Annotated in this window: 13 protein-coding genes and 1 other RNA gene; 10 read left to right on the top strand and 4 right to left on the bottom strand. The window is 36.9% G+C overall.

Features of this window, described 5'->3' with window-relative positions; genetic code table 11:
• Nucleotides 1-28: 28 nt before the first annotated feature.
• Together ACPUVN_RS02700 and ACPUVN_RS02695 are read right to left on the bottom strand one after the other, a co-directional pair.
• Nucleotides 29-1,393 carry an aminopeptidase P N-terminal domain-containing protein gene (locus tag ACPUVN_RS02700; protein ID WP_426369911.1) on the bottom strand — a complete coding sequence of 455 codons (1,365 nt, stop codon included), beginning with the start codon at nucleotides 1,391-1,393 and terminating at the stop codon, nucleotides 29-31.
• An 8-nt stretch (nucleotides 1,394-1,401) separates the two neighbouring features.
• Nucleotides 1,402-1,971 (bottom strand): UPF0149 family protein, encoded by a 570-nt coding sequence (locus ACPUVN_RS02695; protein ID WP_426358140.1) that lies wholly within the window; start codon nucleotides 1,969-1,971, stop codon nucleotides 1,402-1,404.
• 242 nt (nucleotides 1,972-2,213) lie between these two features.
• On the opposite strand from ACPUVN_RS02695, the gene ACPUVN_RS02690 reads away from it, so the two are divergent.
• The 9 genes from ACPUVN_RS02690 (at nucleotide 2,214) to ruvX (ending at nucleotide 10,306) form a co-directional block, all read left to right on the top strand.
• A complete protein-coding gene (locus ACPUVN_RS02690) occupies nucleotides 2,214-2,525 on the top strand; it encodes a cell division protein ZapA (protein ID WP_426358141.1) in 312 nt (103 codons plus the stop codon).
• 124 nt (nucleotides 2,526-2,649) lie between these two features.
• Nucleotides 2,650-2,832, top strand: a non-coding RNA gene (gene ssrS, locus ACPUVN_RS02685) — 6S RNA.
• Between the two features lie 189 nt (nucleotides 2,833-3,021).
• Entirely contained in the window at nucleotides 3,022-3,795 is a 774-nt protein-coding gene (murI, locus tag ACPUVN_RS02680) for a glutamate racemase (RefSeq protein ID WP_426369910.1), read from the top strand.
• Between the two features lie 506 nt (nucleotides 3,796-4,301).
• Nucleotides 4,302-5,416, top strand: a protein-coding gene (locus ACPUVN_RS02675) for an IS3 family transposase (RefSeq protein WP_426369909.1) whose coding sequence is annotated in 2 segments (ribosomal slippage) — nucleotides 4,302-4,554 and nucleotides 4,554-5,416 — 1,116 coding nt in all. Because the reading frame shifts where the segments join, the coding sequence is not laid out codon by codon here.
• Nucleotides 5,417-5,696: 280 nt separating this feature from the next.
• Nucleotides 5,697-6,884, top strand: coding sequence for a methionine adenosyltransferase (gene metK / locus ACPUVN_RS02670; protein WP_426358143.1), 1,188 nt, complete (start codon nucleotides 5,697-5,699; stop codon nucleotides 6,882-6,884).
• A gap of 549 nt (nucleotides 6,885-7,433) precedes the next feature.
• A complete protein-coding gene (rsmE, locus tag ACPUVN_RS02665) occupies nucleotides 7,434-8,195 on the top strand; it encodes a 16S rRNA (uracil(1498)-N(3))-methyltransferase (RefSeq protein ID WP_426358144.1) in 762 nt (253 codons plus the stop codon).
• A 33-nt stretch (nucleotides 8,196-8,228) separates the two neighbouring features.
• On the top strand, nucleotides 8,229-9,182 hold the full coding sequence (gshB, locus tag ACPUVN_RS02660) for a glutathione synthase (protein ID WP_426358145.1): 954 nt from the start codon (nucleotides 8,229-8,231) through the stop codon (nucleotides 9,180-9,182).
• A gap of 60 nt (nucleotides 9,183-9,242) precedes the next feature.
• A complete protein-coding gene (locus ACPUVN_RS02655; RefSeq protein WP_426358146.1) occupies nucleotides 9,243-9,797 on the top strand; it encodes a YqgE/AlgH family protein in 555 nt (184 codons plus the stop codon).
• Nucleotides 9,798-9,865: 68 nt separating this feature from the next.
• Nucleotides 9,866-10,306 carry a Holliday junction resolvase RuvX gene (gene ruvX / locus ACPUVN_RS02650; protein WP_426369908.1) on the top strand — a complete coding sequence of 147 codons (441 nt, stop codon included), beginning with the start codon at nucleotides 9,866-9,868 and terminating at the stop codon, nucleotides 10,304-10,306.
• Between the two features lie 144 nt (nucleotides 10,307-10,450).
• Here the strand turns inward: ruvX and ACPUVN_RS02645 are convergent, their stop codons facing one another.
• Entirely contained in the window at nucleotides 10,451-11,584 is a 1,134-nt protein-coding gene (locus ACPUVN_RS02645; protein ID WP_426358148.1) for a PilT/PilU family type 4a pilus ATPase, read from the bottom strand.
• 25 nt (nucleotides 11,585-11,609) lie between these two features.
• Nucleotides 11,610-12,656, bottom strand: coding sequence for a type IV pilus twitching motility protein PilT (locus ACPUVN_RS02640; RefSeq protein ID WP_426358149.1), 1,047 nt, complete (start codon nucleotides 12,654-12,656; stop codon nucleotides 11,610-11,612).
• A gap of 84 nt (nucleotides 12,657-12,740) precedes the next feature.
• Between ACPUVN_RS02640 and ACPUVN_RS02635 the strand changes: the two genes are divergently transcribed.
• Nucleotides 12,741-13,415: a YggS family pyridoxal phosphate-dependent enzyme gene (locus ACPUVN_RS02635; protein ID WP_426358150.1), complete on the top strand. Its 675-nt coding sequence runs from the start codon at nucleotides 12,741-12,743 to the stop codon at nucleotides 13,413-13,415.
• Nucleotides 13,416-13,454 lie beyond the last annotated feature (39 nt).

Genomic DNA, 13,454 nt, shown 5'->3' with positions numbered 1-13,454 from the left:
CTTTTTAAGCTTTATATGTAAATCTTTTTTAAGTTAAAGACTTAGCCATCAAAGCTTCAATTTCAGCAACTTCTTTAGGCGCATTAATCGTTAGATTTTCATAACCTGTGGCAGTAACTAAAATATTATCTTCAATTCTAACCGCTATACCGCGCCACTTTTCTTCCACTGATAAATCATCAAGCGGAATATATAACCCCGGCTCTATCGTCATTACTATACCTGGTTCAAAAGCACGTAACTGCTCACGTTTATCATTACTTTGGTAATCACCGACATCATGCACATCAAGCCCTAACCAATGACCTAAACCATGAATAAAATACTTTTTACAGGCTTTTTCTTCGAGTAAGGTATTTAAATCACCTTTCAATATTCCTAAGTTGTACAAACCTTCAGTAAGGAAATCACAAGTTAATTTATTCAAATGAGCTAAAGTATTTTGTGGTTTTATGTCTTGAATAGCAATAGCTTGAGAATCTAAAACTAACTGATAAATAGCTTTTTGTTCCGCATTAAATACACCATTAATTGGGAATGTGCGTGTAATATCTGCGGCATAGCCTGCAAGTTCACCGCCTGCATCTATCAATAACATCTCGTTATCTTTTAAGCAGTCTGAATTCTCGGTGTAATGTAAAATATTACCGTTATCGCCACCCGCAACAATACTTGTATAAGCCGGCGCTTTAGCACCGTTAGAAGAAAATTCATGTGAAATTTCAGCTTCTATCTGATATTCATATTTACCAACAGCAGACTTTTGCATAGCACGTTGATGAGCAACACCACTAATTTGATTAACTTTGCGCATAACTTCAAGTTCAGCTTCGCTTTTGATTAATCTCATTTCATGAATAATAGCGCTGCAATCAACCAATTCTGTTGGTGCTTTTTTACCTAAACGCGCTTTAGCTTTTACTGCTTTAAGCCAATCAAATACTTTAGCTTCGAATGATTCACTAACAGGTTCATTTTCGCCCATACAGTATAATAAGCTGGTTTTATCAGTAATATAGTCAGGTATTAATGACTCTTGTTTATCTAAAGTAAAACATTCATCTAAACCGTAAGCAGATACCGCAAGCTCTTGCCCAATTCTTCTGCCTTGCCATACTTCTTTAAAAGCATCTTTTTCGCGCGAGAATAAAACTACACGATTAACTTCAGCTTTAATTAAAAGCAATACGGCATCAGGCTCAGGAAAGCCTGTTAAGTAATAAAAGTTTTTGTTTTGGCAAAAAGGAAATTCAGTATCATTACTTCGCGTTAATTCTATGGCAGCAGGAAATAGTGCAATGCTATTTGCAGGCATGCTGGCAAAAAAACGTTCTCTGCGCGCAGTAAACTCTGTTAACGGTAATTCAGTATTCGCTAGATAATTTTGAGTCATAAATAGTCTTAGTGCAGTGTTTCTTCTTTGTTATTACTTTCTGGTGGAACACCTAGCTCAGTAAAACAAAGTAAAGCGGAAATTCGAACATACTCAGCAATTTCATAAAAAGCTTGTTCGGTATCTTCATCTTCTTCCATTTCGTCAGAAAGATTAGCTATATCAACAAAGTCGTTTAGTACTTCTTGAACATCTTCAGATAATTTAGCTTTGTTTTTTTGTTGTAAACCAAAACCTAAATTAAAGCCTTGTACCCAATGCCCTAAGCCATTAGCTCTTTCCATAATAGTTTCATCATCATCAGGGATCATAATTTGAAAACTATAAGAATCGTCTAAAATATTTTTCCAAAGATCATTAAACATCTCTTTAAGACAATTTTTAACGGCAGTTGGAAAACCTTCACTGTTATTCAGCATATCGTTAATAACAATCATGTAGTCTGAGTCTTCAAAAATATAACCAGCGGATACTAAGCCAGTCATAACGCCATGAACTTCCGCGGCGTGCATTTCAACACTTTCACTCGTTAAAACAGCTTGTACAGTAGCAAAATCTAAGGTTGTTTGATCAGTCATAAAATTCATTTAATTTGGTTAATTTTCTGCTGTATATCGTAACATTCGCGCTATCTCGATGCTAGCGACAAGCTGTAAATGTTAGTTACATTTGAACAAACCATACCTTGCATCGAAGCTGTAGCATGATTATAGTTGCACGCTATGATTTAAAATAACTTTTTTAGCAATACAATAGAGTAAATGCGGTTATACTCCCTATAACGGATAACCCCGCATTATGGATAAACGAGAATAAAACAATGAGCCAAAACACAGTAACGATAAACGTTGCAAACAAATCACTCAAAATTGCGTGTCCTGTAGGGGAAGAAAGTGCTTTATTGGCTGCGGCTCAAGAATTGACTGTACGCTTTAATAAAATTAATGAAAATACTTCTGGAAGCTATTCTTCTGAACAATCTATGATGATGACGGCATTAAACTTATCTTATGATTTATTAATTGCTAGAAATACCGCAGAAAAAGAAAAACAAGCCTTACAAAGTAAAATAGAACTTCTTCAATCAACTATTGAACAAGCTTTATCTACTGCAGATATAGAAAAATCTTAAGCTAATTATCGACCAACACCATAAATATTGGCTAAAAAACACCTAAAAAGTCCAAATAAACAACACTTAACACTCACTTACAATAAATTACTTAATACCTTCATAAACTTTAGCTATACTAAAGGTGTTTCTGGGGTGTTTGTATGTTGACTATGTCCCTGAGCCGATAAGTTTTAATTCAGGAAATTGATTAAACTCTATTGTGCAAGCCCGGCTCGTATCGGGAAGCCTACGGTTTTTATGATATTTCCGCCCTGAGCACCCGGTGTTCATGGGCTGAAGTTAGCTGCGGCACCTTGGAAACACTTATTTTTCTTCTCCCAAGTTTTCTCTGTACTTATTCTCTTCTTTTTAATTTACAATATTCGTTAATTATTCATAAACCTGCATGCAATAACTCTGTTCTCTATGGCTGTCACTCAAAAACCTTTACATACACATATGCAAAATCAAGCGCAATCAACTCAAGCGATTGGGATATTTGATTCTGGCGTGGGTGGTTTGTCTATTTTCAATTGTATTAAAGAGCAGTTACCAGAAGAGACTTCTCATCTATGTTGCCGACTCTTTATATGCACCTTATGGTGATAAGTCAGATGAAGAAATTATTGCGCGTGTAAATATTATTGCAGACCAGCTTATTAGCCAAAATTGTAAAGCCTTGGTTATTGCCTGTAATACCGCAACCGTTATCGCGATAGATCAGTTAAGAAAACGTCTTAGCATTCCAATCATTGGTGTTGAACCCGCAATAAAACCCGCAGTAATTAAAAGTAAAAATAAACGTATTGGTATTTTAACCACACAAGCAACGGCAAAAAATCAGCGTTTTTTAGCTTTAGTAGATAAATATAAAGGTAACTCTGAGGTTTACATTCAGCCCTGCCCTGGTTTAGTTGAGCTGATAGAAAGCAATCAACTACATTCAACAACCTTTGATAACTTACTTAATAGCTACCTTGAACTTATTACAGATAAACAAATAGATACTTTGGTTTTAGGCTGTACTCATTACCCGTTTTTTTCAGACAAACTTAAAGATTTTCTTAGTAGTGATATTGCGATTATGGAAACCGCCTTACCTGTTACTGAACAATTAAAGCGCCAACTGATTCAACATGAATTAATTAACCAAACAGTAGAGTTAGTTAAAGCTTCTAAAAGCCAACCTCAATATCAATTTTTTAGCTCGCAAGCGAATAACGATTTATCCGCATTAATGTCTGCCTTATTAAAAACAGCAATCAATTTATTACCGCTAGATCAGTAATCTAAAGTTCAAATAAGTAAAAGCCTTCAGGTTTCAATCAAAATAGATAAAAGCCTCACAACCTCTATTAACACAATGATAAATAGAGCGTTACGTTAATCGCCAGCTAAATAAAAAACGAATTATTATACCAAACGGATTAATTTATTGCTCACTTAGCGAGAATTTAAAGGCTTAGAGGCACAGGTTCATAGTTCCAGACTGAACCTAAGCACCTACATCCATGTAGGCGAGGCATTGATTGAAGAGAATGGTTATTCTCGGTAACTGCTCCTGCGTTACCCTAATGTCCTACATCCATGTACGAACCTTGTCAAAATCAATAACGCGGCATATGAGCCTTTAAATTCTTGCCCTTCGGGAGCTCATTAGCAAACTGATAACATCACAAAATTAAAAAAATATAGAATAACTATGTTTAATCAATTTTGCTTGGTAATCCCCCCGAAAAATAATCGAAGTCAAAAGTAGAATTTTCTCGTATGCTTAACCGCAGGAGATCATTCATGAAAAAAGCACATTTTAGTGACAGTCAAATTTTAGCCATTTTAAAGCAAGCCGAAAATGGCGTACCTATTCCCGAACTATGTCGTGAACACGGCATGAGTAACTCATCGTTTTATAAATGGCGCTCTAAGTATGGCGGCATGGATGCCTCACTTATGGCAAGAATGAAAGAGCTAGAAGATGAAAATCGGCGCTTAAAAAAGATGTATGCCGAAGAGCGTTTAAAGGCTGAAATCATTACGGAGGCCATGGCAAAAAAGTGGTAAAGGCTTCTGAGCGCAAAGCGATGGCTAAAGTAGCAATTCAAAGCCATGACGTCAGTATTAGCCAAGCATGCCGTGCATTCTTAATCAGCGAAACCTGTTATCGTTATCAGCCTAAACTTAATGACGATAATGAGCTTATCGCCGACTTGCTGTTAGGTTTAGTGCAGAATCAACGAAACTGGGGGTTTGGCTTATGCTTTTTATATTTGAGAAACGTAAAAGGCTATCACTGGAATCATAAGCGCGTTTATCGTATCTATCGTGAACTCGAACTGAATATGCGAATAAAGCCTCATAAACGGCTGAAACGTGAAGTTCCTGAGCCATTAGCAGTGCCCGAAGCGATGAATGAATGTTGGTCGATGGACTTCATGCATGACCAATTATCAGATGGAAGGAGTTGTCGCTTGTTTAATGTGATTGATGACTTTAACCGGGAAGGTTTGGCAATAGATGCTGATATATCATTGCCCGCAGAGCGTGTGATCCAATCACTTGATAGGATCATCGAATGGCGTGGTAAACCTAAACGTATACGTTCTGATAACGGACCCGAATATATTAGTCATAAACTTGCAGCTTGGGCATCAAAACACGATATTGAATTATGTTTCATTCAGCCAGGCAACCCACAGCAAAATGCTTACATTGAACGTTTTAATCGAACGGTGAGATATGATTGGCTAAGCCATTATATTTATCGTGATATTGAAGAATTACAGAACAGGGTCACACAATGGTTATGGACTTATAACCATGAGCGACCTAACATGGGAATTGGTGGTATAACACCAATTCAAAAACGCAAACTAACACAGAGAAAAACGTCTACTTTTGAATTCCATTAAAAATGGGGGGATTACCGCTTGTTCTAAGCTTGCTAATGTAGTTCTAAGTTGCTCAATAAATTAATCCGTTTGGTATTACATAAGCTATTACTAAATAATTTAAGACGTTTAGCCGTCTAGGCGTAAATAATTCTATGAAGTTAAACTGTAAACAGGTAAACTTGTCGAAAATTTTTACCAAATTAATACGCTATTTTTCTATAGTTCGACTAAATTAAACGTAATTAATTGTAAGTCTATTTAATAGAATATACGTCACCGAATAAATTATTGAGGTTTTATGTCTAAACACTTTTTCACTTCAGAGTCTGTATCTGAAGGCCATCCTGATAAAATTGCAGATCAAATATCTGATGCTGTACTTGATGCAATAATCACACAAGATAAACACGCACGTGTTGCCTGTGAAACTATGGTTAAAACAGGTGTTGCTATCATCTCTGGTGAAGTTTCAACAACAGCATGGGTTGATCTAGAAAGAATCACTCGTGACGTTATTAGTAATATTGGTTACACCTCGTCAGACGTTGGTTTTGATGGTGAAACTTGTGGCATTATGAATTTAATTGGCCAACAGTCTCCAGAAATTGCTCAAGGTGTAGACCGTGCAAAACCTGAAGATCAAGGTGCTGGTGACCAAGGTTTAATGTTTGGTTACGCAACTAACGAAACTGAAACATTAATGCCTGCTGCATTATACTATTCTCACCGTTTAGTTGAGCGTCAAGCTGAAGCACGTAAATCAGGTATTTTACCTTGGTTGCGTCCAGATGCTAAATCTCAGGTAACTTTTATCTATGAAGATGATAAGCCAGTAGCGATTGATACTATCGTTTTATCAACTCAGCATAACCCTGAAATTAAACAGGAAGATTTACACGAAGCGGTAATGGAAAACATTATCAAGCACGTAATTCCTGAAGAGTTATTAACAAAAGACACTAAATACCATATTAACCCAACGGGTAAATTTGTTATTGGTGGTCCAGTTGGCGATTGTGGTTTAACAGGTCGTAAAATTATTGTTGATACTTATGGCGGCATGGCTCGTCACGGTGGTGGTGCATTCTCAGGTAAAGATCCATCGAAAGTAGACAGAAGTGCAGCTTACGCTGGCCGTTATGTTGCTAAAAATATTGTAGCTGCAGGTTTAGCTGATCGTTGTGAAATTCAAATTTCATACGCAATTGGTGTTGCTGAGCCTACTTCAATCTCTATCGATAGTTTCGGTACAGGTAAAGTAAGTGAAGAGAAACTTGTAGAGTTAGTAAGAGAGCATTTCGATTTACGCCCTTACGGCATCACAAAAATGCTAGATTTGTTACACCCAATGTACCAACAAACAGCGGCTTACGGTCACTTTGGTAGAGAACCTTATGAAATGACAGTAGGTGATGACACCTTTACTGCATTCAGTTGGGAAAAAACAGACAAAGCTGAAGACTTGCGTCGTTCTGCTGGTTTGTAATATCAAAACTTAGCTCGCTTAATATCAAGTTAAGTACCGAGCTACATAAAAAAGCTTTCTTCGTGAAAGCTTTTTTTATGCCTGCCGTTCTATATAGGTAGTTAGCTAATACCAAACGGATTAATTTATTCCTCACTTAGCGAGAATTTAAAGGCTTAGAGGCAAGGCATTGATTGAAGAGAATGGTTATTCCCTTGTCAAAATCAATAACGCGGCATATGAGCCTTTAAATTCTCGCCCTTCGGGAGCTCATTAGCAAACTGATAACATCACAAAATTGAAGAAATATAGAATAACTATGTTTAATCAATTTTGCTTGTTCTAAGTTTGCTAATGTAGCTCTAAGTTGCTCAATAAATTAATCCGTTTGGTATAACAACGATTATTATAAATAGAGTCAAGATTACTCATTGAAAAAACACTCTTTTGCCCCTATCTTGGTTACATCAGTTATTTTTAATTAACGCCTGTGATGTATAAAGCTTATTTATCTTATATCAGCATAAATAATACGTTTTTAAATACAGAGCGCTTGAGTACAAAGCAAACATGAGAAACCCAAGGATTTATCAAAACACGCCTCTTAGTATTGGCGAAATAGTCGACCTAAATGACGACGCTTTTGGTCACACAGTGCGTGTTTTACGTTTACAAAATGGTGATAGCGTTACTCTTTTTAATGGTGAAAACCTGAGTGATAATAGCAGTTCGGCTAGCTATGGTGATTTTGAAGGTGAGTTAGTCAATGTCAGTAAAAAAAGTGCTCAAGTACTTATAAAAAGCTTTATTGAAAATTCGGTTGAATCACCTCTAAATATTCATCTTGGTCAAGGTGTTTCACGAGGCGACCGTATGGACTTTACCTTACAGAAGTCAGTTGAATTAGGTGTAAATACCATCACACCTCTTTTTACAGAACGTTGTGGCGTAAAGCTTTCAGGTGAAAGATTACAAAAGAAAATAGACCAATGGCAAAAAATAGTGGTTAGCGCATGCGAGCAAAGTGGTCGTTGCGTTGTACCTATAGTGAAGCCCGCTATTCAATTAAACGAATGGTTAGCTCAAGAAACATCAGCATTAAAGCTAAACTTACATCCTAAAGCTCAGCATTCTATTATGAATCTACCGAACGATAATGACCGTGTTAGGTTATTGATTGGTCCTGAAGGTGGTTTGAATGATGAAGAAATCTCGCAAGCAAATAATGCGGGCTTTATAGATGTATTATTAGGACCTCGTGTTCTGCGTACTGAAACTGCAGCTTTAACAGCTATTACTGCTTTACAATGTCGTTATGGCGATATCAAATAAAGCGATACATAACGAATTAAATTAGGAAATAAAATGACAATTAAACTTGGCGTAGTAATGGATCCAATTTCACAAGTTAATGTGAAAAAAGACTCATCAATGGCAATGATGTTTGAAGCACAAAGACGCGGTTACGAAATTTATTACATTGAAATGGACGATTTATATTTAGATCGTGGTGTATGTCGTGCTTCAGCAAGCATAGTTAAAGTATATGATAACCCTGACCATTGGTATGATTTAGAAGAAGCTAAAGATATCGCGGTAAGTGAATTAGACGCTGTATTGATGCGCAAAGATCCTCCTTTTGATACCGAGTTTATTTACGCTACTTACATGCTTGAACGTGCTGAAGTTGAAGGCACGTTAATTGTTAACAAACCACAAAGCTTACGTGATTGTAACGAAAAACTATTTACCGCTTGGTTTGCTGATTTAACGCCAAGAACACTAGTAACTCGTAGCAACAAACTTATTCGTGATTTCCATAAAGAAGAAAAAGATATCATCATCAAACCATTAGATGGCATGGGTGGTTCATCAATCTTTAGAATTGGTCCTAATGATCCTAATGTAGGTGTTATACTTGAAACGCTCACCAACCATGGTAGCCAATATGCAATGGTACAAGAATATATGCCGCAAATCACTGATGGCGACAAACGTATTCTTATCGTTAACGGCGAACCTATGCCTTATTGTTTAGCGCGTATTCCTGCAAAAGGTGAAACACGTGGTAACTTAGCTGCAGGTGGCAGAGGTGAAGCTAGACCGTTAAGCCCATCAGATAAATTGATTGCCGATACCATTGGTCCTGAATTGAAAAAACGTGGCTTATATTTTGTTGGTTTAGACGTTATTGGCGACAAAGTAACAGAAATAAACGTTACTAGCCCAACCTGTATTCGTGAAATAGAAGCCGCCTACCCTATTAATATTTGTGGTAAGTTAATGGACGCTATTGAAGAAAACATTCGCAAAAAGTAATAACAGACTCTAAATTGATAAGTAGTCCCTAACGTAAATAATATTAAATAAGTTAACAATATGACTAATTTTGAAAATCAATTGCTTATTGCAATGCCTTCATTAAACGACTCTTATTTTGACCGAAGCGTTATTTATGTGTGCGAGCACAATAATGAAGGTGCGATGGGACTCATTATTAATTTACCTATTGATATGACCTTAAATGAGCTCTTAGCTCATATTGAGGCTGATGTAGAAGAAAACCCAGTAATGCATCAAAAAGTGCTTACGGGCGGTCCTGTGTCAACTCAACGTGGCTTTGTATTGCATAGCCCACAAAAGGGTTGGCAGAGTTCATTATCGCTGAGTAGCGATGTTATGATCACAACATCTAAAGACATTTTAATGGCATTAGGTACAGAAAGTGCGCCTGAACAATTTTTAGTGACTTTAGGTTACGCTGGTTGGAGTCCTGGACAGTTAGAAGAAGAGATAAAAGAAAACTCTTGGTTAACCATAGATGCCGACAACGACATTTTGTTTAATACACCTATTGAACAACGTTGGAAAAAAGCTACAGAAAAACTGGGTATCGATATCGCTCACCTTTCTAATGATGTAGGCCACGCTTAGTGTTTATTATTACTAAGCTCTCCTCTCATTTTTTCAAAAACAAAACCTCTTAAGCGACAACATAATTTATGGCAAAAAATACTCCCATCGGTCAACGTACTGTTATCGGTTTTGACTTCGGTAAAAAATATATTGGTGTTGCTGTTGGTCAAGAAATCACTGGTAGTGCCACGCCATTAGGCAGCGTAAGAGCCAACGATGGTATTCCTCATTGGGATAACGTTAATCAATATCTTAAAGAATGGCAGCCTGATTATATAGTGGTGGGCTTACCTTTAAATATGGATGGCACCGAGCAGCAACTCACCTTAGATGCTAAAAAGTTTGGGAAACGCTTATTTGGTAAATTCGGTATAACCGTTGAGTATCAAGATGAACGCTTAACAACGGCTGACGCGAAAGAACAGCTATTTTCTCGAGGTGGTTATAAAAACCTTAAGAAAGACAATATAGATGCAGAATCAGCCAAGCTTATTATCGAAAGCTTTTTTGAATCAATGTACGGATAACTTAACCTTCTTAACTTTGTCTAATTCAGCTTAACTTTGTTCATTGAGCCTGACTGGCTCTTGTCTGAATATTAAAGAACAGAAATAACGAACACAAAAAAGGGATCTTAACGATCCCTTTTTTATTATTTATTATACGTTTTGTTAGTATCCGTCTTCTTCTGGTTCTAATCCAGCTAAAGTAACACCAGACAAAGCACCTGAACCGCCTTGATCATTACTACGTAATTTAATCATTAAGCGTAAATCATTTGGTGAATCCGCATGATGAAGCGCATCAGCATAATTAATTTGACCTGATTGGTATAAATCAAACAATGCCTGATCGAAAGTCTGCATACCTAATTCTTTAGATTTATGCATAACTTCTTTAACGCCACCTATATCACCTTTCTTAATTAGCTCGGCGATAAATGGTGAATTTAATAATATTTCAATCGCAGCAACACGACCGTTACCATCAGTAGTCGGAATAAGCTGTTGAGCTATAATACCCCGTAGATTTAACGCTAAATCAAATAATAATTTACCATGCTGGTCTGCTGGTACTAAATGCATAATACGGTCAATCGCTTGGTTAGCGTTGTTAGCATGCAGTGTTGCGATACATAAATGACCTGTTTCAGCAAAACTTAACGCATGTTCCATGGTTTCTCTGTTACGGATTTCACCAATAAGAATAACGTCTGGCGCTTGTCGTAATGAACTCTTCAAAGCTGCATCAAAACTTACGGTATCCAAACCCACTTCACGCTGAGTTACCATACATTTTCTGTGTTCATGAACAAATTCCACAGGATCTTCTATGGTAAGAATATGCCCATGAGAGTTTTGGTTACGGTAACCAATCAATGCTGCCATTGATGTAGATTTACCTGTACCTGTACCACCCACAAATAATACTAAACCACGTTTAGACATCACTACATCTTTTAAAACAGATGGTAAACCTAAATCATCAGCTTCTGGTATGTCGGTAACAATTCGACGAATAACCATACCTGCCATATCACGCTGCCAAAATGCAGATACACGGAAACGACCAATATCATCAATAGAAATAGCAAAGTTACACTCTTTCTCTTCTTCAAATATTCGTTTGTTTTTATCAGTCATAGCGTCGTGAACCAAACTTAATGATTCTTCTGCTGTTAAATAATGTTCATCAATAGGCGTTAAATCACCATTAATTTTTGCACTAACGGGTAATTTAGCTGTAACAAACATATCAGACGCATCTGCAGCAACCATTTTGGATAGTAATTCATTAAAATTCATTTAAACGCCTTAATGATTGTTTGGATTAATAACCCGATGAGAATTGATTCTTATCAGCCGCTTTTTCTCTTGCAGCTTCACGTGTGATTAAACCTCGACTAACCAAGTTTTGTAAACATTGATCCATGGTTTGCATACCGTGCGACATACCCGTTTGAATAGCTGAGTACATTTGTGCAATTTTATCTTCACGTATCAAGTTACGAATAGCAGGAACACCTATCATAATTTCGTGCGCAGCTACTCGACCACCGCCAACCTTTTTAATAAGGGTTTGTGAAATTACAGCACGTAAAGACTCTGATAACATTGAACGTACCATAGATTTTTCTTCACCTGGGAATACATCAATAATACGGTCAATAGTTTTAGGAGCAGAAGTTGTATGTAGCGTACCAAAAACTAAATGACCTGTTTCTGCCGCTGTCATTGCTAATCGAATAGTTTCTAAATCACGCATCTCACCAACAAGAATAACATCTGGATCTTCACGAAGCGCTGAACGTAATGCAGCTTCAAAGCTTAATGTATCGCGATGAACTTCACGTTGGTTAATCAAACACATTTTATTTTCGTGCACAAATTCTATTGGATCTTCGATAGTAAGAATATGATCGTGTTTGCTACTGTTAATGTAATCAACCATAGCCGCTAGCGTTGTTGATTTACCAGAACCCGTAGGACCCGTCACTAACACTAAGCCACGTGGCGTATCAGAAATTTCACGGAAAATATCAGGACAACCTAAATCATCTAACGAAAGAATTTTACTTGGGATAGTACGAAATACAGCTGCAGGACCACGGTTCTGGTTAAAAGCGTTAACCCTGAAACGAGCTAAATTAGGAACTTCGAATGAAAAATCCACTTCTAGCTTTTCTTCGTAGTCTTTGCGTTGTTTGTCGTTCATAATATCATAAACTAACGCGTTAACGTCTGCGGCATCAAATGCCGGTATGTTTAACTTTCTAACATCACCATCAACACGAATAGAAGGTGGAGTACCCGTTGATAAATGTAAATCTGACGCATTATTTTCAACACTAAATGCAAGTAATTCGGTAATATCCATACAGACCTCTTAGCTATGAACAATTCGAGAGGTAACTCGAATAATAGTTCGAATAATTAAAATTAACAGTTTGAAACAATTTATATGACACTCATTAAAGATAATCTCGCGGCTATTGAAGCGCAAATTTCTCAAGCATGTAAACTGTCTAATCGTGAATCTAACGAAGTGACATTACTTGCTGTAAGTAAAACTAAACCTAATGAACTCATTGAACAAGCTTACGCAGCAGGTCAACGAGATTTTGGTGAAAGCTATGTACAAGAATCTATTGAAAAGGTAGCACAACTTTCACATTTGTCTGATATTTGTTGGCATTTCATCGGGCCTATTCAATCAAATAAAACCCGACAAATTGCAGAAAACTTCTCATGGGTTCATGGTGTTGACCGAATAAAAATTGCGACTCGATTAAACGAACAAAGAGGTCTTAAAGATACCCCACTAAACGTTTGTTTACAAATCAATATTAGTAACGAAAACAATAAGTCGGGAGTATTAACAAACGATTTACCTGAGTTAGCTCATTATGTTAACAATTGTGATAATTTAGTTTTACGTGGCCTGATGGCGATACCTGAAAAAAACGCTTCTGCTGAACGTTTTGATGAAATGCAGCGCCTATTTTTAGACTTAAAAAAAACGTATCCTCAAGTAGATACTTTATCTATGGGGATGTCGGGAGATATGAAACAAGCTATCATGTCAGGCTCAACTATGGTGCGTGTTGGAACAGCAATATTTGGTGCAAGAGCATAATCATTAGGCTGAGTACAATTAACCAAAGCACCTAAGCCC

The sequence above is a fragment of the Pseudocolwellia antarctica genome, assembly GCF_049933045.1.
Taxonomy (GTDB): domain Bacteria; phylum Pseudomonadota; class Gammaproteobacteria; order Enterobacterales; family Alteromonadaceae; genus Pseudocolwellia.
This window is presented reverse-complemented; position numbering and strand designations above follow the sequence as displayed.